This window comes from Photobacterium sp. 270122K (genome assembly GCF_059941365.1).
Genome location: NZ_JBPOEN010000007.1, coordinates 284,790 through 306,740 on the forward strand (window position 1 = coordinate 284,790; position 21,951 = coordinate 306,740).

The window sequence follows — 21,951 nt, forward strand, 5'->3', positions numbered from 1 at the left end:
TCCGCATAATGCTGATGGGCTGAATGTCGATTGATGCATGATCGATACCGGATCAGTGATAAACGCAGGGAGGGAGCATATGCAGGTTTTTTGGCAACTTCGGTGGTATTTCCGCCAGCAATGGCGTCGCTACGGCGGGGCGATTGGTATTCTTATTATTGTGGCCTTGTTTGAGTTGCTGCCGCCGCGTGCGATCGGTTGGATTGTGGATGGGGTGGTCAGTGGCGAGATGGCGACCTCTGAATTGCTGGGTTGGCTCGGCGGTTTGGCCGTGTTGTGGCTGGCTATTTATTTTCTTCGTATTATCTGGCGTTGCTGGCTGTTCGGCGCAGCCTTTGAGCTGGGCACCGTGCTGCGTAACCGCCTGTATAAACACTTTTCCTCACAGCCCCCTGTTTTCTTTGAACGTTATAAAACCGGCGATTTGATGGCGCGATCCACCAATGACGTGAACGCCGTGGTCATGACCGCTGGCGAAGGCGTATTAACCGCCGCTGATTCCCTGATCACCGGCCTCGCGGTGCTGTTCATTATGACCAGTACGATCAGCTGGGAACTCACATTATTGGCGTTACTGCCCATGCCGATCATGGCGATTGTGGTGTTCTTCTTAGGCCGACAATTACATGGCCGTTTTTCCGCCTCGCAAGCTGCGTTTTCCGATTTAACCGACAGTGCACAAGAGAGTTTGAACGGGGTACGGATGATCCGCGCCTTTGGCCTTGAGCAGCGCCAGCAGCAGGCTTTTTCTGACGTGGTGGATCAGGTCGGTGAGAAAAACATGGCCGTGGCGCAGGTGGATGCCAAGTTTGATCCGGTGATCCAAATCGCGATTGGGATGTCCTTTTTCCTCAGTATTGCCGGTGGCGGTTACATGGTGTCGGAAGGGCGATTGACCTTGGGCGATCTGACCGCGTTTACCCTCTATCAAGGCTTGATGATTTGGCCGATGCTGGCGTTGGCGTGGCTGTTCAATATTTTGGAACGCGGCTCAGCGGCGTGGAATCGTCTGCAACACATCTTCGATCAACAGCCGGATATCGTCAGCGGTGCGCAGCCCCTTTCGTTGCATCAGCAGCCGCTGCAGGTCGATATTGATCAATTCTGCTGGCCAAGCCAGTCACAGCCCGCGTTAAGCCATCTGCACTTTACCTTGGCCAGCGGCCAAATGCTGGGTATTGCCGGCCCGATCGGCAGCGGCAAATCAACCTTGTTAGCGCTACTACTGCGTCAGCAAGAACTGTTGGAAGGGCAGATCCGCTACGGGGAGGTGCCTTTACGAGAAGCCAATTTGGATCACTGGCGTAGCCGTTTTGCCGTGGTCAGCCAAACCCCGTTTCTGTTCTCCCGCTCTATTGCTGACAACATCGCCCTTGGTCGTCCTTCTGCGAGCTTGGCAGCGATCCGCGAAGCGGCAAAAGCAGCATGTATCGATAGCGATATTATGCAATTTCCGGACGGTTACGCCACCTTGGTCGGCGAGAAAGGGATCACCCTCTCTGGCGGGCAGAAACAGCGGATCGCCATTGCGCGCGCCTTGTTATTAGAGGCGGAAATTTTGGTGTTGGATGATGCCCTGTCAGCGGTAGACGGCAAAACGGAACACCTGATTTTGCAGAACTTACGGTCGCAAGCCGGGCGCACCGTGATCGTGATCGCCCACCGCCTGACGGCACTGGAAGCAGCCGATAACATTCTGGTCTTGCACCAAGGGCAGATCAGCGAGCAAGGCACGCACGTGCAGTTGCTGGAACACGACAGGTGGTATGCCGAAATGTACCGTTATCAGAAACTTGAACAAGCGATTGAGGGGGCATAATGGCTGTGAAACAAGAACGTGTGAACACCGCCGTACTGAAACGCCTATTGCGTTATGCCTTGGCCGATAAGCGCCAGTTGGCCATTGCGGTGGGCCTTCTGTTACTGGCCTCGCTGGCGGATGTATCGGGGCCGTGGTTGATCCAACATTTCATTGATCACCACATCGCGACTGATAATTACCCGATGTACGCGGTGGGGGTGTTAGCCGCAGCGTATGTCACCCTGATGATCCTCGCGGCGTGGTTGCGTTACCTGCAAGCCTTGCGGTTTTATGACTTGGCCATCGGCGTGGTGCAAACCGTGCGTAAACAGCTGTTTGGTAAAGTGATCAATCAGCCGTTATCGGCCTTTGACTATGTGCCCTCGGGGCAACTCATTTCCCGCATCACCAACGACACCGAATCGCTGAAAGATTTCTATGTGCAGGTGATTGGTACGGTGCTGAAAAATGTCACCCTGATTGTGGTGATGCTGGTGGTCATGAGCTTGTTGAGCTGGCGACTCACGCTGGTGGTGTTGTGCTTACTGCCAGTGGTACTGGGGGTGATGGTACTGTATCAGCGCAAGAGTGCCCCCGCGTACCGTAAAATGCGCGATTTATTAGCCGACATTAATGCCTCGATGAGTGAGTCGATTCAGGGCATGAGCTTGGTGCAGCTAATGCGGCAGGAAAAGGCGTTCTATCAGCAATTCTCCGCGCTGAATAACGAACACCTTCAGGCGCAGCGTAGCATGGTCACGCTTAACGGGTTTTTGCTGCGTCCCCTGATTGATTTATTGTCGGGCGTGGCGTTGCTGTCGTTGGTGGCCTTGTTTGGTGTCAGTGGCACCGAATTGATCGGGGTCGGGGTGCTGTATGCCTTCATCAGCTATTTGGGTCGCGTGACCGAGCCGTTGATTGAACTGACTCAGCAGTTGTCGCTGTTGCAACAAGCCTTGGTCGCCAGTGAGCGCATTTTCGGCTTCATTGATGCCCGTCAGCAAACCTATGGCGACGACACACAGCCGTTGGCGTCTGGGCAGTTGGCGTGCGAGCAGCTCAATTTTAGCTACGATGGCAAGCAAGCGGTGTTGCGTGATATTAGCGTGACCGTGCCGCACCGGGGCTTTTTGGCTTTGGTCGGCCATACTGGCAGCGGCAAGAGTACCTTGGCCTCATTGATGATGGGCTTTTATCCGCCGAGTGACGGGCAGATCACCTTGGATCAACGACCGCTCTCCAGCTTGTCGCATGATGTGTTGCGGGAAGGCATCGCCATGGTGCAGCAAGATCCGCACATACTCAGTGCATCCGTGCGCGATAACATCACGTTGGGTCGGGCGTTAATCCACGATGCCCGTATCGAGCAAGCAGAAGCCGAACAAGCGGATGCGCTGATTTGGGAAGCCTTGGAAAAAGTCGGGCTGGCCTCGCAGATACGGGCGTACACGCAAGGGCTCGACACCTTGCTCGGCAGCGGCGGGGCAAACCTGTCGGCCGGACAGAAACAGTTGTTAGCCTTGGCGCGGGTACTGGTGTGTAAACCGAAAATGCTGATTTTGGATGAAGCCACCGCCAACATTGATTCCGGTACCGAACAGCACATTCAGCGCGCGTTGCATGCGTTGCGTGAAGACATGAGCATTGTGGTGATTGCCCACCGCTTATCGACCATTACCGATGCCGATGAGATTTTGGTGCTGAGTCACGGGGAAGTGTTAGAGCGCGGTGCCCATCGTGCGTTGTTGGCGCAGCAAGGGCATTACTGGCAGATGTACCAGTTACAACAAGCCGGCGAGCATTTACAGCAGCTTGAAGCCGAAGGGCTGACAGAAACGGTGTCGGAAGCGTCTGTATCGACAATGCACGTATCGAAAATGCACGTTTCGGAATAGAGCGTTATTACGTCGAGTAAACAGCGTTATCGCGCTTGGATACACTTACCTTTCACCATAAAAAACGGCGCAAAAGCTTCAGGCTTTTGCGCCGTTTGTTTGATTGCGGATCAGAAAGTGGGTTAGTCGGCTTTCGGCTCGCTCTGCACTGCCGTGTTACGGATCAGGCCTTCCTGTGTGCTGGACGCGACCAACTCACCGTTCTGGTTATAGATCTCACCACGGACAAAGCCGCGTGCGCCACTGGCTGACGGGCTATCAATCGCATACAACAACCACTCATCCATGCGGAACGGACGGTGATACCACATCGCGTGGTCAATGGTCGCCACTTTCATTTTTGGCGTCAGCAAGCTTACCCCATGTGGCTGCATCGCGGTGGTCAAAAAGCCCCAGTCAGACGCATAGGCCAGTAGGTATTGGTGAATGCGCGGATCATCGGGCATCGCACCATTGGCTTTGATCCACAAGTACTGCTTGGCTTCCATCGGTTGTGGTGCAAGCGGGTTGATCGGATTCACCGGACGCACTTCAAACGGACGATCGCGGCTGAACGTGTCCGCCACCACTTTTGGCAGGTAATGGGCAATTTTTTTGACCAGATCCTGCTCAGAGGGCAGATGCTCGAACGACGGCACCTGTGGCATGGTTGATTGGTGATTGAAGCCTTCTTCCGCCACTTGGTAAGACGCCGTGAGGTAGAAGATCGGACGGCCAAACTGAATCGCTTTCACCCGACGGGTACTGAAACTCACGCCATCACGCAGGTTTTCCACATCATAGATAATCGGTTTAAGCGGATCGCCCCCACGCAGAAAATAACTGTGGAAAGAATGGAGTTGGCGTTCAGCGTCAACGGTTTCTTTTGCCGCCGATAACGACTGGCCCAATACCTGCCCCCCATAGACTTGTGGCAGGCCTAAATGCTCACTTTGGCCGCGGAACAATCCTTGTTCAAGCTGTTCAAGATGTAGCAGAGTGAGAAGTTCATTCAGTTCTTTGCTCATCGGGACTCCATAATTAATGTTATCATTGCGCCAAGGAAGGTATCGCTGATGCTTCTGTCGCGCAAGCACCGTTTTCGGTCAAGTGGCAGGCACCCAGACATTGGCCATTCAATACCTCAGCAGGCAATCGCCGTATCATTATCCAGTTTTATTTTTAGTTCAAGTGCTTACCATTCATGCTTATCACGCAGCGTAGGCCCCAACAGGAGACATCATGAAGAAGCTTTTCACTTTGATTTCGGCATTGGCCGCGGCATTGGCGATCTCGGCGTGTACAAACCTCACCCCGCAAGACGCGGGTGCAGAGCACGTTACAGGCACCGTGAGCTACCGTGAGCGCATCGCATTGCCTGATAATGCCCGTGTGACCGTAACATTGGCCGATGTGTCTAAAATGGATGTCGCCGCCGAAGTGATCAGCAGCCATGCGTTCCTGACCGAAGGCAAGCAAGTGCCGTTTGACTACCAGTTGCCGTTCATGCGTGATGAAATCAAACCGAACCACACCTATGCCGTGAGCGCACGCATTGAAGTGGACGGCAAACTGATTTTCACCACCGACACCGCGAACCGCGTGATCACCGATGAAGCGAAAACGCTGAAAAAAGATCTGCGTTTGGTGAAAGTACAATAAGGCGATAAGCCCCGTTGTATTCGGCTATAAGCCGTTCCAGCGATACTGAGCGAGCCGAATTTTTCCGGCCTCGCTCACCACAACGCCTTCGGCCAGCAGTTGCTGCCGTTGGCGTTGTAAGTCCTCTCCCTGCATGGAAATCTCCCCTTTGGCATTAATCACCCGATGCCACGGTAATGTCGAGCCTTCCGGCAATGTCGCCATTAAGCGGCCCACTTGGCGCGCATAGCCCGGAAACCCTGCAAACCTTGCAATATCCCCATACGTTGACACCTGACCAAATGGAATTTGGTGAACTTGGGTGTAGATTTGACTCGCGAAATCATCCATATTTATAACCTGAACAAAAATAGAGCGATAGTTGCATAATAAGGTAGCTGCATAATAATGCCTTGATTTTATTGCGCTATCAGATAACGCAAGGAGGTGCTGCTATGATGTATGCCGCGTTACTTTTTATGGCCAGTATTGGGTTGACCATTGTTGGGATCAGTGCGCTCGGACAAAGCCAGGGTGAACTGCCGGCGTTAGCGTTGGCGATCCCCGCATTATGGCTGCTGCCGCAGGGCGGGGTGTCCGCTTGGTTATTGCTGATCGGCTTAGGCGCGTTCGGCATCGTGTTGCCGGAGCAGTCCCTCGCGCTGTCTATCAGCCTGTTTATGATGATCCCCATCTTCTCTGTCAGCTTTGGCCCCAAAAGCCCGTGGCAACTGGGGGCGTTGTTGCTGTCTGTGGTGTTGGCGATGGATGTCGGCCTTATGGCGCTGCAAAGCGAAGGCAAGCTTGCCGGTACCCCAACCGCCACCATTGTACAGATTATTGCGGTGGGGGTGATATGGGTGGCGCTGCGCAGTTGGCGCAAGGTGGATGGCAATACGTGGTGGCCAGTGTGTTTGGTGGTGCCGCTGTGGGTGGGGGGCATGGAACATGCGGCGTTGGTCGCTTTGTGTATCACCGGTTTATTGGCCACGCTGCAAGAAATGCGCAATACCCAACTGAAAGAGTGGGTGCCACGCATGGGCTGGATTTTACCCGCCATCGGCTTTGCCACCATTGTGTTGATCCCGTGGTTTGAGGTACCGAACCCTGTGCTGGTGGCGTGGCTGCTGGTGTTAGGTGGCGCTTTGCTGGGGGAATACCTGCTTGAAGATCAGGAAGAAGAAGTCTAACCGCTGGCCTTGTTAATGCACGAGGGATGACAAATAGTGCGTTGAATTGGCAGTGAAAGTGGCGCATTTCGCGGTGCGGCAGGGAAGAGTGCACAATAAATCAGCACTTGATTACAACAAGGCATTACAGCCCTTGCAATCATCGCAGGTATAGCAGATAATCCTCCCCGTTCTCGCAAGAGACACAAAGAATCTATGGAGGCCCCCATTGGTCCTCCCGCAACACTAACCTGTGAACTCGGCCAGGCCCGGAAGGGAGCAACCGCAGCAGGTGACGTGTGTGCCGGGATGTGGCTGGTGGGGGCTTCCACCCATCTGGCGTTTGGTGAATACCTTTAAAATCAACACCTTGCGTTTATAAAGCACTGTTCACGTGTTATTTCATCCCACCATCCCACTAACACTATAGTGCAATATATCAGCGCAACACACCTTTGTTTTTCTATATTCCTCGTTACTGTGATTTTCGTACTTTCTTCGCTTCTACTACAGCTTTGACCCACCCGTCACACTTTATTCTTCTTCCATGAATAGATGATCATGTCGTCGCAACCCATCCCTGTTCGCCAACAATCTACCCGCAAAATCGTTCGATTATTTTTACGGTTATGCTGAAATGATGGTGGCGTTTATCTGGGTTATGGACAAAATGGATAGGAAAAAAGAAATGGGTTTTGTAGTCGTTAAAGAGGCCTTAACGGTGCTGACTGTGGTGGCTGGCTTGACTAGTTAATATACAATTGTGATTTAGAGATTTTATTCCTTCACATCCAGTTAATGCGAGTTTTCTCTACAATAAATTATCTGAAGGGCTAAAAGTTTGTCATGAAAACCAGTGGGTAAAGCGCAATATAAATAAAAATTAACCTTGGATCATATTCACAGTAGCGCGCTGGATAACTCAAAGTCATAAGTGGCAATGACGAAGTCTATGCGATGAACTTTAATATGTATATCAAGCTTATGGCACAATGGTTTAGGTAAGGTGGCAACAATTGATGCAAGCCATCATCTGTGGTAGTAAGCTCTGCGTTCAGTACGGCCAATCCGCAATTATATGTGGCTGATAGAATTGCGAGTGGTGAGATAAAGCGTTAAATGTGTTCATGCCCGCTAGTATTGCAGGCATGAAGGTTTAGGATATATTAACGTGAGTTGGTTAAAATGGACCTACTGTTTTTTCACAGAATACTTCTTAAATAACAGAAATTACCAATCTATTTGTATAGCATCTTGATATACCCATTTACCGTACAAATAATAATTAATCATCTTTTCTTTAGCTTTCTGCATTCTTGGTGATGAATCCTTCTTTTTTTCCATTTGGTCGAAGTACATCTTCGCCACTATTTTTCCTTCTGTAACATGACCAAAGTTATCTAAAAATTGAACATGCCCCTCAGAAAGTGCAATTATTGGATATCTGTCATAAACTCGAATATCTGATTTATCCAAGCGTGATAGAGTCTCTTTAGCCATATCAAAATATGCTTGTGCTACAGTTTCATCTTCTTCTTCGCATGACAAAATTATACGTTGTTGTGCCAGAGCATGTTCTACATGTGGCGAACTGTAGGCATCAAATGCTGTGCGCAGTTTTTCATATGCTTGCTTGTTTTTACCAAAACTACGCAATGCAAGTCCATATTGCATTAAAAAGAGACCATCAGCCTCAAATATCTTTTCGAAACGTTTATAAACAGAAAGAACTAATTTTTCATCATTGCTTAAAAGTTTCGTAACTGTCTTGGCATTTACCAAATGTTTGTAAACCTTAGCTTCTTGATTGCCAATATTAGGTACGATTGGAACGTTGTAAACGCTAAATGCTTCTATGTATGCAGTGATCACACTACACAATTGATCTTTAGATACACAACGCTCAAAAAGCCTATTTATGTAAACTCGATGTCTTGTTTGAATTGTTCCATTTTGATATTTTACAATGCCTTCCATTCGACTTGCTAACTCATAGACATTCGGCTCAACACCAAGGTTACTTAGTGCGCGAGTAAGAGTTGCCTCAGAAGGATTTACGCCTTGTGAGTTTGATAAGCCAGCGAGTAGTAATAAATATCTTTGAGATTCTGTTGTGATACTGAGATAATCTTTTTGTATTATCTCATCAAAGCCCTCACCGGAAGTTACTTCTAATAAACCAATCAACAGCTGTCGTTTAGCTTTTTTGATAAGCTCAATTCGACGATTTTTAGGCGTCATTTTTCCCAAGCGCGTCCAATTACCAAACTCTTTAAGCTTGGATAAAATTGGGTCAACATCACTATCATCAATTGTGTTTAGAGTTATTGAATGTGAAGTAAAGCTCTTTAAATGCTCTTCAACTCTAAACTTGTAAATACTTTGGTTCTCGGCACCAACAAAAATTATTTTACTGTAAGAACCTTGAGCAAGAATTTTGCCTATTTCCTCTGCATGATCACCTAAGCGCTCTACAAATACATAGTGTTTTTTTTGTTGTTTCCTATCTAAGTCGTCAACAAGAATTCGAAGATCGCCATTGTAACCTTCTAAAAAATAAACGTTATTATGGGTGTCTTCCGATAACTGCAAAGCAAGTTGTTTAAGCAAAGTAGATTTACCTGAACCGGCTGGACCTTCCACAGTATATAACTGACATAGCTCGTCATTTCTGAGTACATTGTAGAAGTCAAAGAATGCTTTTAACTTTGCCGGAACGGCATTCATTATGTCGTGCCAACTTGGTTTATATCCTTTGTAAAATGATTTAATCTGACTGTCTCTCTCGGGATCTTCTATGATACTTAATGTGGCACGAGTTACTGGCGTAACACCATCATAGATACTGTTATCAACTCCATGATCTGAAGAAACTAATGAAAGATGAGGTCTACAGTTCTTTAGCAGATCTATATTCGTTGGAATTACTTCAAATTCTTGTTTTAGCCATGAAACAAATTCGCTTAGAGTCGCTGGTAAGTGTTCAATATTTGCAGTTCTAAGACTTGCGGCTTCAATAGGACTCAACTCTGGAACAAGAATGTAGCTTCTTTGTTCAACGCTTTTTGTCTTACCTTTATACCTCTCGACTTGATGCTTAAATAAAGGTTCATTGAGTTTTGTACCGATAAATATAAATGTATATTTCAGATAATCTTGAGCTAACTCTTCATACCAAAGCGGAGGAGTTGCCGAGCCCGCAGCGTATTCTTGTTGAGAAAATACGAAACCATCTTTTATGCGATGAACGTCACCATTTAACTTGATAAAGTCTAGACGCTCAAAAAACTGATCTGGATCAGAAATTTTATCATGTCTTTGTCGTATATCGAATTTTCTAACACCTGACGAATACAAAGCTCGATCAAAGGTATCATCAATATTTAGAGTGTAGATTCGAACAAAAGGAAATTTTGCTAATTCAACTAAATCTGGTGAAGGGGTACAGTGCTTAAATTGTTGTTCAAAAATTTCGTCCGTGCGTTCCCCTAGGATATCCCTTGCTGCTGCGTAGACATCAGCAAGAGACTCATTGTTGTAAGGAAAACCACATTCTCCAGCCAGAATTTCTGCAAGTTGCCAACCAAGAGGGATGTCTTTGTTTAAAGAGTTCATTGAGCCTCTTGAAGCTCCTGCACCAAACAAAAGCACTAATCTTCCATTCAAAAGAGCTTTCTTAATATGTAGATTCACTAGATATCCTTTTTACACCATAAATCAACAGATATTATTCCGATGATATATCCCATATTGATGAAAAAGAACATTTTTTTGTAGTCATATCTAAACCACCGCCTTAGGCGGTGGAGATCATATAACCAAGACACCCTCTCATTTCTATTTTCTTACCCAGTGCTGAGGCTTCCTATTACAGTCCTGTATCAGGAAGCCTTCTGTGCCACCGCTATCTGTAAAATCATGCGCAATCTCTCCTTGAAATCACTCTTACCTCCCTCCGCTGACCGCTGTTTTTCGGCAAGACACGGTTTTTACATTACAGGTGTAAAGTAAACGCACCAGTTGCGCCGTTGGGCATTTACGCTAAGTCGTTGTTCGTAGTGTGAGCTGGATCTACTATTTGCCCGATAAATTGTAACGATATGTTTCTGCGTGAATCTCAAACGCCCGTGATAGCGGCGATACATCAAGTTGGTTTCTTATAATGAGTGAAAAAGCCGCACCGTCCCATTTTGTTCGTAATCTTTTCATGACTGTCATTGCCGCCGCGGTTCTTGCCACTGCGGGCTACGTCTATGTTGAGCATCAAAAAAACTACCCAAGCACCGATGATGCGTATGTCCACGCGAACATCATCTACATTGCGCCCCAAGTCAGCGGCAAAGTGCTCAGTGTGGACGTGTCCAATTATCAGGACGTGAACCAAGGGGACTTGCTGTACCAAATCGATCCTGCGCCCTTTCAAGCACAGTTAGATGAAGCGCGTGCTGCGTACGAAATGGCGATTCAAAGTAATGCCGCCAGCGATGATGCGATTCTTGCGGCCAGTGCGAATGTGAACAGCGCCGTTGCGGTACTGGCGGATGCGCAATCGACTTATCACCGCATTAATGCGCTGGTGAATAAGCAGTTATTGCCTGCCCAGCAACGCGATGATGCCAAAGCCAAATTGTCGAGCGCGGAAGAAAATGTGATTGCTGCGCGTGCCAACATGTCACAGCTGATCAAAGCGCAGGGCGCACAGGGCACAGCGGCACCGGAAGTGAAAAAAGCCGCGGCTGCGTTAAGCCAAGCGACCTTATCATTGTCTTATACCAACATCTTTGCGCCAGTGAGTGGTCACTTAGGTCGCCTGAGTGCGCATGCCGGTAGCATCGTTTCCCCTGGCCAAGCCTTGGTTCCGCTCATTGCAGACCATACCTTCTGGGTGCAAGCGAACTACAAAGAAACCCAACTTGAACGCATTACTACAGGCATGCCAGCGACCATTGCGTTGGATCTGTATCCTGATGTGCAATACCACGGCATGGTGAAATCCATTTCACCGGCGAGTGGGTCGTCTTTCTCACTCTTGCCACCTGAGAACGCGACGGGTAACTGGGTGAAAGTGCCACAACGTTTCCCGCTATTGATTCAACTGACCGATGAAACGGCGCATCCTGATTTTCCTCTGCGTGTTGGTGCGAGTGCGACGGTGACCATCGACACCGAGAGTGAGGCAGGTACGGTAACGAGCCAAAGTCCACAATCTAGCCAACAAGAGCTGTAATATGGCGGAGTTAGCGAAAGTGGACGCGTCCGACGAGGATGACGCCAACGTATTGAGTGAGGGCGCCCGCAAGTTAATCACGCTTGCGGTGATGCTGTCTGCCATCATGGTACTGCTCGATATGACCATCGCCAACGTTGCGCTACCGCACATGATGGGGGCGCTCGGGGTGACGTCAGATCAAGTCACCTGGGTGTTAACGTCGTATTCCATGGCCGAGGCGATATGCATTCCGCTGGCGAGTTTTTTGGCGCTGAAATTTGGCATTCGCAGCCTGTTATTGATCTCTGTTAGCGGCTTTGTCATTACGTCTGCGCTGTGTGGCCAAGCCGATGGCATTGCTGAAATGGTGACGTTTCGGATCATGCAAGGGGCGTTTGGTGCCTCGGTGATCCCGCTGTCTCAGTCGATCATGGTGCAGATCTATCCGGCCAGTCAGCGCGGTAAGGCGATGGCACTGTTTAGTGTCGGCGTACTGCTGGGCCCGATCTTGGGACCAACGCTCGGTGGTATCATCACGGAAAATATGGATTGGCGTTGGATCTTCTACGTCAATATGCCTATTGGCGCGATCTGTCTGGCGCTGTTGTATTTCTTCGTCAAACTGGATGGACGTGGCGAGAGTAAGCTCGATTGGCCGTTGGTGATCGCCATGAGTATCGGGATTGGCTTGCTGCAAATGGTGCTGGATAGGGGCAACGAGGAGTCGTGGTTTCAATCCAATGAGATCCTGTTAGCGGCCATCATCAGTGGCATTGCGATCCTGTTCTTTGTGGGGCGGTCGATCAAAACCAAAGGCGATATCGCGCCGGTCTGGCTGCTGCACGATCGCAACTTAGCGATGTCGAGTATCGTGATGGCAGGATTCTCGATGGGGATGTTTGGCATCACTCAGCTACAACCCATGATGCTGGAGCAGTTGCTCAATTATCCGGTTGAACTGACGGGGTTCATGATGGCACCGCGCGGGTTTACCTCGGCCATTGTGCTACTCGCGTTAGCCCGTTACATGGACCGAATTGATGCGCGCGTGTTGATCGTGATTGGTTTGTCGCTGAACGCTATCGGCACCTATTTGATGATGCAATACTCGCTCGACATCAATACCTATTGGGTGTTGATGCCAAGTATCATTCAAGGGGCGGGGATGGGGTTGGTGTTTGCACCGTTAAGCCAGTTGGCTTACGCCACATTAGCGCCGAAAGATACCATCGGCGGGGCGGTGATCTTCAATTTGTGCCGCACCATTGGGGGCTCGTTCGGTATTTCGATTGTGAATACCTACTTCTCTCGCACGCAACAACGCGAGTGGCATGAACTGGGCGGGGCAATTTCACCGACCAATCCGGTGTTGCAGCAAGCGGCGCACGCTCAAGGTACGACCATCACGGATCCGTCATTTTTAGCGCCGATCCAAAACTTACTGCATCAGCAATCGACCTTGACGGCCTTTGTGTATACCTTCGGCTTCTTGTTCTTCTCGTATTTGTGTTTAATACCGCTCCTGGCGTTGTTTAAACCCAAGCCAAAATTGAGTGCTTAAATCGAGTACGTAAGTCGAACGTCTAAACCTAGCATCAAAACTTAGCACAAAAAAACAAGCACCAAAACCGGCATTGAATCAAACCGTGGGGGCATCATGCCCCTGCGTTGTCTTTTCTTCTATCTCTTACTCTCTTAATCGAGACACCCATGTTTCTTTAGCCCTCCTCTTTAGCATGACACCCACACTTTTGTACTTTCTTGCCCTGTGTTCTAGGCTTCATTTTACATGGATGAATCAGGGAGATGGCAGCCATGCCAAGGGCAAGGAAAACACAAGTCAGTTTAACTGACACGCCGTACTATCACTGCGTATCGCGCTGTGTCAGACGGACCTTTCTGTGCGGCAAAGATCCGCTTACGGGGCAATGTTATGAACATCGCCGTGGCTGGATTGAACGCCGATTATTGTTTCTTGCTAAGGTGTTTGCGATTGATATCTGTGCCTATGCGGTGATGAGTAATCATACCCATGTGGTGTTGCATGTGGATGAAGAAAAAGCGAAAGGTTGGTCGCAGGAAGCGGTGATCACCCGCTGGCATCAGGTGTGCAAAGGCAATTATTTATCAAACACGTGGCTTGATGAAAACCAACGCAGTCATATGGATAAAGCGCAATTAAAGGCGGTAGCGCGTATTGCTGAAGAGTGGCGAAAACGGCTGCATGATATCAGTTGGTTTATGCGTTTGCTCAACGAACCCATTGCCCGTAAGGCCAATGAGGAAGACGGCTGCACGGGGCGTTTTTGGGAAGGGCGATTTAAATCTCAGGCCTTACTTGATGAAGCGGCATTAGCGGCTTGCATGGCGTATGTGGATCTCAATCCTGTTCGTGCGGGTATCGCGACAACGCCAGAAACCTCGGCCTATACCAGTATCAAAAAGCGCGCTAAAGCCGCGAAGTCCAGCTATCAGCCAACCTCGTTATTGCCATTTGTCGGGAATCCGCGCGTGAATATGCTCAAGGGCTTACCTTTTGTGTTCACGGACTATTTGTTGTTGGTCGATGAAACGGGCCGTGCAATGCGTGACGGTAAGAAGGGCTATATATCTGCCACTGCGCAGAATATTGTAGCCCGCCTTGGGCTGACAGAGGAGAACTGGCTGGAATTAACGAGTCAGTTAGAGCGAAACTTTTCCGGCGCGATAGGTAAAGAGCATTTGCTGCGCGCATACCATCAGCATATTGGTCAGCAGCGTACCCATGGCGTCAGTGCCAGCCGGCGGCTGTTACACGCGGCCTGATAAATCACAGACATTCTTTTATTGTCGACTAGCCATTGAGCTAGGTTTTGTCATGCCTGCAATTTGTCAAATAACAGCGTTTAGCACGGAAATACGGCGAAAAGCGTCCGAGAGTAGGATATGTGTGAGGGAAAGGGCGTAAATGAACAGATTCAGGTTGAACATAGTGGTGCAGTTAAACCTTTTTAATCATGGGTGTCACGATTAAAAGATGGCTGTCATAGTTAAATACCAATCCTGCAAACTAACTTTGCCCATTAATTTTGTCGATGTAGAGCGGGGACAAGGTTATGTTGGCAAGCGGGTCAGCATCGCGCGGTACCCGCCTATTTTATTCATGGAAAGAGAGAAGTGACATGATAAGACGAAACCCAAGCGGGCATCTGCCAGCGGTCTCTGAGACGGCGTTTATTGATCCAACGGCCATCATTTGTGGCAAGGTCATCATTGAAGATAATGTGTTTATTGGCCCGTATGCGGTGATCCGCGCTGATGAGGTGAATGAGCACGGTGACATGGAGGCCATTGTGATCAAGCGTGACACCAATATCCAAGATGGGGTGGTGATCCACTCTAAAGCGGGCATGGCGGTGACTATTGGTGAGCGCAGCTCGATCGCTCACCGTTCTATCATTCACGGTCCATGTGAAGTGAGTGATGATGTGTTTATCGGCTTTAACTCGGTGGTGTTCAACACCGTTATTGGCAAAGGGTGTGTGATCCGCCATAACTGCGTGGTGGATGGATTAGACTTACCCGAAGGGTTTCACGTGCCACCGATGACCAATATTGGTGCAGGGTTTGATCTCAACAGCATTTCTAAAGTGCCGCCTGAGTATTCGGCGTTCTCTGAATCGGTGGTCTCAGCCAACCATACCTTGGTGCAAGGTTATCGCCGTATTGCGAATGAGTTGTGAGACGCCGCTTGTTGTCAGAGGTTCGCCTGCGTCAGCTTGCGCACTAAGCGGGAAAATTCGTGAGACTCGTCTTCTGACAGGCTGGCAAAAAAATCATTCTGCAAGTTATCCATCGTCTGGCAGGCAAATTGCAGTGCGACTTCGCCGTCCGAGGTGAGTGTCAGTATCTTGAGGCGATGGTTGGTTTCACATTTTGATACCTGCACGAAGCCGCGTTTTTCGAGATTATCAACCATGCGTTTGGCCACGCTGCGCTCGGTCATGACCGCATCGGCCAATTCCTGCTGGCTCATAGGTTGAAACTCTTCTAAGGCCGCCAAGGCACTCGCCATCTCTAACGTCATCTGGTGTGGCTCTGCCAGCTCAACCGATGCACGGTTGCGGTACATGCGCTGCATCACACTGCACACATACATGGGGCTTTGATCTAACACGGAAATGGGCGAAATTTTCTGTTCTTTCATCTTGGCCTACCTAGGGTGAATATCGTTGCTTGAGTGGGTGACTGGAGTGGTACAAAAAGAAAGAGCGCTGAAAGTTGCAGCGCTCTTTTTCATGTTACCTAAAGGCCGTATAACGCAGCCTTACTCGGTGACAGGTGCCGACGCGACGGCTTTCGCTTGGGCGTTTTTCTTGTTATGACGGTCGAACAAACGTTCTACCACCACGAAGAAGACCGGCACGAAGAAGATACCCAGTAGGGTCGCACTCACCATGCCGCCCAGTACACCGGTGCCTACCGCGTTCTGACCCGCCGAGCCTACGCCCGAACTGATCGCCAGCGGCACAACACCCAGACCAAACGCCAGTGAGGTCATGATGATAGGACGCAGACGCACACGTACCGCATGCAGGGTCGCTTCAATCAAGCCCGCGCCTTTCTCGTAGTATTCTTTGGCGAATTCCACGATAAGGATGGCGTTCTTGGTCGCAAGACCGACCGTGGTCAACAGGCTTACCTGGAAGAACACGTCGTTATCCATGCCACGGCTCATGACCGCGAGAACCGCACCCAGTACGCCCAACGGTACCACAAGCACGACCGCCAATGGGACTGACCAGCTCTCGTACAAGGCGGCCAGAACCAAGAAGACCACCAAAATCGACAACGCATACAGCATCGGCGCTTGGTTACCAGACAGGCGTTCCTCGTAAGAAATACCGTTCCAGTTCACTGTAAAGCCGGCTGGCAGTTGCTTCACCATGGCTTCGATCTCGGCCATCGCTTCACCGGTACTCACGCCCGGTGCTGCACCACCTTGGATATTCATCGCAGGCATGCCGTTGAAACGCTGCAGTAGCGGTGAACCGTAGCTCCACTCACCCGTGGCGAAGGCAGAGAACGGCACCATTTCGCCTTGCGCGTTACGCACGTACCACGAATCGAAGTCTTCCGGTTGCATACGGTGTGCAGCATCACTTTGCATCAACACTTTTTTCACGCGGCCACGATCGATGTAATCGTTAATGTACGCGCCACCCCATGCCGAAGACAGGATCTGGTTAACATCATTAATGCTGACACCCAACGCACGCAGTTTGCTGTGGTCGATGTTCACTTGGTACATTGGCGCATCCGCCTGACCATTTGGACGCACACCCACCAGTTTCGGGTTTTGTGCTGCCATACCTAACATCTGGTATTGCGCAGCAACCAGTGCGTCATGACCCAAGCCTAGCGAATCTTGCAAGTAGAAGTCGAAACCTGCGGCGTTCCCCAATTCTTGAATCGCGGGTGGTGCAAACGCAAACACCATCGCTTCTTTAATGGTAGAGAAGTAACCCATCGCACGGCCTGTTAGCGACGCCGCGTCAGAGCCCGGTGCTTCACGCTCAGACCAATCTTTCAGACCGATGAACGCCATACCCATGTTTTGGCCTTGACCCGCAAAGCTAAAGCCTGCGACCGAGAACACGGATTCCACGTTGTCTTTTTCTTGCTCCAAGAAATAGGTGCGGACTTTATCCAGTGTCTTTTCAGTCTGCTCTTGGGTCGAGGTCGGTGGCAAGATGGCCATCGCGAACACGGTGCCTTGGTCTTCATCCGGTAGGAACGAAGTAGGCAGATTCATGAACAGCCAACCGGTACCGGCACTCATGGCGATAAAGAGCAGAAGCATACGGCCTGTACGCTTGAGCATTTTCGCCACGCCGGCTTCGTAGCCTGCGGTCATGTCATCGAACTTGCGGTTAAACCAACCAAAGAAGCCGGTTTTCTCGCCAAACTCGGCGTCGCTCTTTTTCAGCAAGGTCGCACACAGGGCAGGGGTCAGGATGATCGCCACCAAGACCGACAGCGTCATTGCCGCAACGATAGTGATAGAGAACTGACGGTAAATCACACCCGTAGAGCCCGACATGAACGCCATCGGTACGAATACCGCTGACAGCGTTAAGCCGACACCGATCAATGCACCCGTGATTTGGCCCATCGATTTCTTGGTCGCTTCTTTGGGCTCTAAACCGTCTTCGTGCATCACACGTTCAACGTTCTCGACCACCACGATGGCATCATCGACCAGCAAACCGATGGCCAGTACCATCGCAAACATGGTGAGGGTGTTAACGCTAAAGCCCGTCACGTATAGCACCGCGAATGTACCCAGCAAGACGACCGGTACCGCAATCGTTGGGATCAACGTGGCGCGGAAGTTCTGCAAGAACAGGTACATGATCATGAAGACCAGTAACACAGCTTCAAGCAGGGTTTTGACCACTTCGGTAATCGACGCTTCAACAAACGGCGTGGTTTCAAACGGGTAGGCGATCTTCACGCCGTCAGGGAAGGTTTCGCTGATCTGCGTCAGGCGCTCTTTCACCGCTTCGGCGGTTTCCAGTGCGTTCGCGCCGGTACCCAGAGAGATACCCAAGCCCGCAGCCGGGAAGCCGTTATACTGACCATTGATATCGTAGCTTTCTGCACCGCGTTCAACACGCGCCACGTCTCTCAGGTACACGTTCGACCCGTTCGCTTCCGATTTCAAAATGATGTCTTTGAACTCTGCCACGTTGGTTAAGCGACTAGCCGACGAAATTGTTGCGTTCAGCAACTGGCCTTTTTGCGCCGGTGCAGCCCCGAGTTGACCTGACGACACTTGTGCGTTCTGCTCACGAATGGCGTTCGCCACATCCAGAGCGGTCAGGTTGAACTGGGTCAGCTTGAACGGATCCAGCCAGACACGCATTGCGTACTGCGAACCAAACGCCTGCACCTGACCAACGCCACTGATACGGCTGATCGGATCCTGAATGTTGGTCACCACGAAATCACCGATGTCATTTTCGGTAAATTCTGGATTCTCCGAGTAAACCGCGACCACCATCAAGAACGAGCTATTCGCTTTGTTGACGATGATACCTTGGCTTTGTACTTCCATCGGCAGCGACGTCATCGCCAATTGCAGTTTGTTCTGTACCTGAACCTGTGCGATATCCGGATCCGCTTCGCTGTCAAATGTCAGGGTGATGGTGGCGTTACCAAACGCATCACTGCTTGAGTTGAGGTAGCGGAGGTAGTCCAGACCCGTCATGTTTTGCTCAATAACCTGCGTTACTGAGTCTTCGACGGTTTTCGCCGATGCACCCGGGTAACGGGCGTTAATCGAGATCGTGGTCGGTGAAATCGTTGGGTATTGCGATACCGGCAAGTTGAACAGGGACATGACGCCCGCCAACATGGTTAAGATCGCCAGTACCCAAGCAAACACCGGACGATCGATAAAAAATCGTGCCATGATTATGCCTGCTCACCTGGTTGAATCGCCACTGCGCTACCCGGACGTACCTTCTGTAGGCCAGTCGTGATCACTTGGTCACCGGCTTTCAGGCCATCGGTAATACGCCATTGGTTGTTGATCGCTTCTGCCGTGGTAACAGGGCGAACAGCCACTTTGCTGTCAGCGCCAACGGTCATGACCGTGGCTTTGCCTGTGGCATCACGGGTAATGATGTTTTGCGGGATCAGGATCGCTTGCGGATCCACACCGACCGTCACGGTTGCGCGTACGAACATGCCCGGTAGCAGTAAGCTGTCTGGGTTAGCAAACTCGGCACGTAGCGTGACGCTGCCGGTGCTTTCATCGACGTTAACTTCGGTAAACTTCAGCGCCCCTTTGTGGGCGTACGTAGACCCGTCTTCAAGGGTTAACACCACTTGTGCTGACTCGTCTTTTTGCAGGTGGCCTTGCGACATCGCGGCTTTTAAACGCAACAATTGTGCAGAGGATTGCACGATATCGACATTGATCGGATCAAGCTGTTGAATCGTCGTCAGCGTTGCGGCTTGGTTGGCGGTTACCAACGCACCGGCGGTCACGTTCGACTTGCTGATCACACCGCTGATCGGCGCTTCCACTTTAGCGTACGCTAAGTTGATCTTTGCGGTGTTGATCTTCGCTTTGGCCACAAGCACTTGTGCTTTGGCTTCTTTGTAAGCCGCTTCGGCGTTGTCGAGATCTTGCTGGCTGATCGACTTTTTCGAGATCAACGTACGGAAACGTTTCACGGTTGAACGGGTAGACTCTTCGGCCGCTTGCGCACGGATCAATTCCGCTTCTGCGCTCAGTAGCTCGGCTTGGATCGTTGAGTCATCAATTTGGTACAAGGATTGGCCTTTCTTGACGACGCCACCTTCAACAAAGTTACGCTCAGAAATAATGCCCGTCACCTGTGGACGCACTTCGGCTTCCATGTAAGCACGGCTACGGCCTGGTAGCTCAACCGTTAGCGTCTGACGAACCGGTTCAACGGTCATTACCGTCACTTCCTGCGTCGGAGCGGGACCACTTGGGGCTTGTCCCTGTTCGTTCTGCTCACAGCCGGCCAAAAAGAGGCTCGACGCAATCAAAAGAGATAGCGTGGTTCTACGTATCATGAAAAATCTCTCGTTCCTAACGAAAACAAAATGACCCAATAAAAGTCACCCATACTTAGACGTTATAATAATTGCAAAGAGTGTTGTACATGCAACACCCTTACACTTCTTTACAAAGCGAACGCTTTGCCCTGAGATTTTCACGCTTGACCTTCCACCTACTGGATACCTTATTGTGCTGGCAATCCAGATATAATGAGATACTTATAATGAAAAAAGTCAGCCTATCCCTTCTTATTGCTGTATTGGTGTCATCTTCTGCGGTTTTTGCGCATGACGCACAACACGGCAGCCAACACAGTGATCAGCATGCAGCGCACAGCAATGTCGCGGTGTCACAAGCGATGATGAATGATTCGATGGCGGCGATGCACGGCATGCATACGCTAAAACTGACAGGCATGCCGTCATACGACTTTGTGGCGGGCATGTTGCCTCACCATGAAGGGGCGATTGTGATGAGTGAGAAGATCTTGCCGTCGCTGACCGATCCGCAAATCAAGCAACTGGCAGAAAACATCATCAAAAGTCAGAAAGAAGAAGTGATCTTCATGAAACAGTGGTTGGCGGCGCACAACACCATCAACCCGAAAGACGTGGATATGAAGGCCTCTGAAGCCATGATGAGCCAGTCGATGGCGGTGATGCACGGCATGATGACCGTGAAGCTAACCGGTAACCCGGATGTGGATTTTGTGGCAGGGATGATCCCCCACCATGAAGCCGCGATTAAGATGGCCGACGTGGTGATGCCATACCTTAACGATCAGCAAATCAAAACGTATGCCGCGAGCATCATCAAAGCGCAGCAGCAGGAAGTGGCGTTTATGAAAGCGTGGTTGGCGAAGCAGGCCGCATAAGGCTAAGCGGTTCACACGCGCTTTCGTAAGCACGTAAGCAAGAACTTAAGCAAAGAACTTAAGCAAAGAACTTAAGCAAGAGCACCAAAGTCCGTTCCTGCACGCGATTATACCGCTGTGCAGGAACGGCTATCACCGCGTTATTTTGCTGTGGTATCGAGCCATGTCATTGCTATTTCACCGGCATGTAAAATGGCATCGATATCGGCGGTAGTCAGGTCTAAAGCGGGAATGCAGTCGCCAAGACACAAGGCCACTGACGCCATTTTTTCTGATAACACGTCAATATCTTCCGTTATCGCTTCACCTTCCTCGCGCTGTCGCAAGGCATTTTCTAAAAAACGCGCACTAAACCACGCGAGTCCGCCGTAATTCGATAACCCCATTGCGTGTGTTTGAGACTCTGCCTCATGAAAAAGAGGGGTATGGGTGAGCATGGTGATCTGTTTCGGACTGAATGCTTGCCCGGATCCCAAAACACGGTGATGTTGTTGGCAGTATTCAAGCGCAGGTTGCAGTTTATTATGATGATTAAATGGGAACATTGAATACACCCTTTATATTTCAGTGTTGTTATCTATATCAATGAGGTGAGTTCAGACGTTTATTCTTATTGGTCTGAAAGCATTAAAATTACAGTAATAGGAATGTATTGTGATTACAACATCCATTATCGCCGTTGTATCACCGTTTTTTGCATTGTTTGAATGCAAATATATAACTTGTGTCGCACACCTATAATGGGCTGTTTTTCTTTCTTTGAATAAAGATTCACGAGATATAGAAAAGGCCGCAAATAGCG

16 protein-coding genes and 1 other RNA gene are annotated in these 21,951 nt (G+C 49.9%); 10 read left to right on the forward strand and 7 right to left on the reverse strand.

Translation table 11 applies throughout. From position 1 onward, the window contains the following. The first annotated feature begins 79 nt into the window (after window positions 1-79). A complete protein-coding gene (locus ACSF8W_RS14655) occupies window positions 80-1,819 on the forward strand; it encodes an ABC transporter transmembrane domain-containing protein (protein WP_500848001.1) in 1,740 nt (579 codons plus the stop codon). Beyond that, complete coding sequence (locus ACSF8W_RS14660) at window positions 1,819-3,696, forward strand: SmdB family multidrug efflux ABC transporter permease/ATP-binding protein (protein ID WP_500848002.1); 1,878 nt, start codon at window positions 1,819-1,821, stop codon at window positions 3,694-3,696. The genes ACSF8W_RS14655 and ACSF8W_RS14660 overlap by 1 nt, the downstream gene beginning before the upstream one ends. Before the next feature lie 122 nt (window positions 3,697-3,818). Here ACSF8W_RS14660 and tesB read toward each other — a convergent pair whose 3' ends face one another. Continuing rightward, entirely contained in the window at window positions 3,819-4,703 is an 885-nt protein-coding gene (gene tesB, locus ACSF8W_RS14665; protein WP_428479084.1) for an acyl-CoA thioesterase II, read from the reverse strand. Window positions 4,704-4,917: 214 nt separating this feature from the next. Between tesB and ACSF8W_RS14670 the strand changes: the two genes are divergently transcribed. Next, window positions 4,918-5,337, forward strand: coding sequence for a YbaY family lipoprotein (locus ACSF8W_RS14670; RefSeq protein ID WP_428479085.1), 420 nt, complete (start codon window positions 4,918-4,920; stop codon window positions 5,335-5,337). Window positions 5,338-5,361: 24 nt separating this feature from the next. On the opposite strand, the gene ACSF8W_RS14675 is transcribed toward ACSF8W_RS14670, so the two are convergent. Then, a complete protein-coding gene (locus ACSF8W_RS14675; protein ID WP_500848003.1) occupies window positions 5,362-5,667 on the reverse strand; it encodes an MGMT family protein in 306 nt (101 codons plus the stop codon). A gap of 104 nt (window positions 5,668-5,771) precedes the next feature. Here ACSF8W_RS14675 and ACSF8W_RS14680 point away from each other — a divergent pair, with 104 nt between their 5' ends. Together ACSF8W_RS14680 and ffs are read left to right on the forward strand one after the other, a co-directional pair. Beyond that, on the forward strand, window positions 5,772-6,506 hold the full coding sequence (locus ACSF8W_RS14680; RefSeq protein WP_500848004.1) for a VP0952 family biofilm-associated protein: 735 nt from the start codon (window positions 5,772-5,774) through the stop codon (window positions 6,504-6,506). 206 nt (window positions 6,507-6,712) lie between these two features. Continuing rightward, window positions 6,713-6,809: signal recognition particle sRNA small type (ffs, locus tag ACSF8W_RS14685), an RNA gene on the forward strand. 906 nt (window positions 6,810-7,715) lie between these two features. Here ffs and ACSF8W_RS14690 read toward each other — a convergent pair. Beyond that, on the reverse strand, window positions 7,716-10,178 hold the full coding sequence (locus ACSF8W_RS14690) for a P-loop NTPase (protein ID WP_500848005.1): 2,463 nt from the start codon (window positions 10,176-10,178) through the stop codon (window positions 7,716-7,718). A gap of 469 nt (window positions 10,179-10,647) precedes the next feature. On the opposite strand from ACSF8W_RS14690, the gene ACSF8W_RS14695 reads away from it, so the two are divergent. The 4 genes from ACSF8W_RS14695 (at window position 10,648) to ACSF8W_RS14710 (ending at window position 15,416) form a co-directional block, all read left to right on the forward strand. Next, the gene (locus ACSF8W_RS14695) at window positions 10,648-11,712 is read left to right on the forward strand and encodes an HlyD family secretion protein (RefSeq protein ID WP_500848006.1); all 1,065 of its coding nucleotides are present in this window, start codon (window positions 10,648-10,650) and stop codon (window positions 11,710-11,712) included. Between the two features lies 1 nt (window position 11,713). Further along, entirely contained in the window at window positions 11,714-13,255 is a 1,542-nt protein-coding gene (locus tag ACSF8W_RS14700; protein ID WP_500848007.1) for a DHA2 family efflux MFS transporter permease subunit, read from the forward strand. A gap of 254 nt (window positions 13,256-13,509) precedes the next feature. Continuing rightward, complete coding sequence (locus ACSF8W_RS14705; RefSeq protein WP_500848008.1) at window positions 13,510-14,499, forward strand: transposase; 990 nt, start codon at window positions 13,510-13,512, stop codon at window positions 14,497-14,499. 356 nt (window positions 14,500-14,855) lie between these two features. Next, a complete protein-coding gene (locus ACSF8W_RS14710; protein WP_500848009.1) occupies window positions 14,856-15,416 on the forward strand; it encodes a DapH/DapD/GlmU-related protein in 561 nt (186 codons plus the stop codon). Window positions 15,417-15,430: 14 nt separating this feature from the next. Here ACSF8W_RS14710 and ACSF8W_RS14715 read toward each other — a convergent pair whose 3' ends face one another. The 3 genes from ACSF8W_RS14715 to ACSF8W_RS14725 all read right to left on the reverse strand — a co-directional run bounded on the left by ACSF8W_RS14715 (window position 15,431) and on the right by ACSF8W_RS14725 (window position 20,289). Beyond that, the gene (locus ACSF8W_RS14715) at window positions 15,431-15,880 is read right to left on the reverse strand and encodes a MarR family winged helix-turn-helix transcriptional regulator (RefSeq protein WP_500848010.1); all 450 of its coding nucleotides are present in this window, start codon (window positions 15,878-15,880) and stop codon (window positions 15,431-15,433) included. 120 nt (window positions 15,881-16,000) lie between these two features. Beyond that, window positions 16,001-19,150 carry an efflux RND transporter permease subunit gene (locus ACSF8W_RS14720; protein ID WP_500848011.1) on the reverse strand — a complete coding sequence of 1,050 codons (3,150 nt, stop codon included), beginning with the start codon at window positions 19,148-19,150 and terminating at the stop codon, window positions 16,001-16,003. A 2-nt stretch (window positions 19,151-19,152) separates the two neighbouring features. Next, on the reverse strand, window positions 19,153-20,289 hold the full coding sequence (locus ACSF8W_RS14725; RefSeq protein ID WP_500848012.1) for an efflux RND transporter periplasmic adaptor subunit: 1,137 nt from the start codon (window positions 20,287-20,289) through the stop codon (window positions 19,153-19,155). Window positions 20,290-20,498: 209 nt separating this feature from the next. On the opposite strand from ACSF8W_RS14725, the gene ACSF8W_RS14730 reads away from it, so the two are divergent. Then, window positions 20,499-21,149 (forward strand): DUF305 domain-containing protein, encoded by a 651-nt coding sequence (locus ACSF8W_RS14730; protein WP_500848013.1) that lies wholly within the window; start codon window positions 20,499-20,501, stop codon window positions 21,147-21,149. A 140-nt stretch (window positions 21,150-21,289) separates the two neighbouring features. On the opposite strand, the gene ACSF8W_RS14735 is transcribed toward ACSF8W_RS14730, so the two are convergent. Next, window positions 21,290-21,694 (reverse strand): hypothetical protein, encoded by a 405-nt coding sequence (locus tag ACSF8W_RS14735; protein WP_500848014.1) that lies wholly within the window; start codon window positions 21,692-21,694, stop codon window positions 21,290-21,292. Between the last annotated feature and the right edge of the window lie 257 nt (window positions 21,695-21,951).

Coding starts and splice junctions, on each gene's coding strand:
- tesB (WP_428479084.1), bottom strand. CDS start 4,703: ATGAGCAAAGAACTGAATGAACTTCTCACTCTGCTACATCTTGAACAG.
- ACSF8W_RS14705 (WP_500848008.1), top strand. CDS start 13,510: ATGCCAAGGGCAAGGAAAACACAAGTCAGTTTAACTGACACGCCGTAC.
- ACSF8W_RS14700 (WP_500848007.1), top strand. CDS start 11,714: ATGGCGGAGTTAGCGAAAGTGGACGCGTCCGACGAGGATGACGCCAAC.
- ACSF8W_RS14720 (WP_500848011.1), bottom strand. CDS start 19,150: ATGGCACGATTTTTTATCGATCGTCCGGTGTTTGCTTGGGTACTGGCG.
- ACSF8W_RS14735 (WP_500848014.1), bottom strand. CDS start 21,694: ATGTTCCCATTTAATCATCATAATAAACTGCAACCTGCGCTTGAATAC.
- ACSF8W_RS14725 (WP_500848012.1), bottom strand. CDS start 20,289: ATGATACGTAGAACCACGCTATCTCTTTTGATTGCGTCGAGCCTCTTT.
- ACSF8W_RS14710 (WP_500848009.1), top strand. CDS start 14,856: ATGATAAGACGAAACCCAAGCGGGCATCTGCCAGCGGTCTCTGAGACG.
- ACSF8W_RS14675 (WP_500848003.1), bottom strand. CDS start 5,667: ATGGATGATTTCGCGAGTCAAATCTACACCCAAGTTCACCAAATTCCA.
- ACSF8W_RS14655 (WP_500848001.1), top strand. CDS start 80: ATGCAGGTTTTTTGGCAACTTCGGTGGTATTTCCGCCAGCAATGGCGT.
- ACSF8W_RS14715 (WP_500848010.1), bottom strand. CDS start 15,880: ATGAAAGAACAGAAAATTTCGCCCATTTCCGTGTTAGATCAAAGCCCC.
- ACSF8W_RS14680 (WP_500848004.1), top strand. CDS start 5,772: ATGATGTATGCCGCGTTACTTTTTATGGCCAGTATTGGGTTGACCATT.
- ACSF8W_RS14660 (WP_500848002.1), top strand. CDS start 1,819: ATGGCTGTGAAACAAGAACGTGTGAACACCGCCGTACTGAAACGCCTA.
- ACSF8W_RS14670 (WP_428479085.1), top strand. CDS start 4,918: ATGAAGAAGCTTTTCACTTTGATTTCGGCATTGGCCGCGGCATTGGCG.
- ACSF8W_RS14695 (WP_500848006.1), top strand. CDS start 10,648: ATGAGTGAAAAAGCCGCACCGTCCCATTTTGTTCGTAATCTTTTCATG.
- ACSF8W_RS14730 (WP_500848013.1), top strand. CDS start 20,499: ATGAAAAAAGTCAGCCTATCCCTTCTTATTGCTGTATTGGTGTCATCT.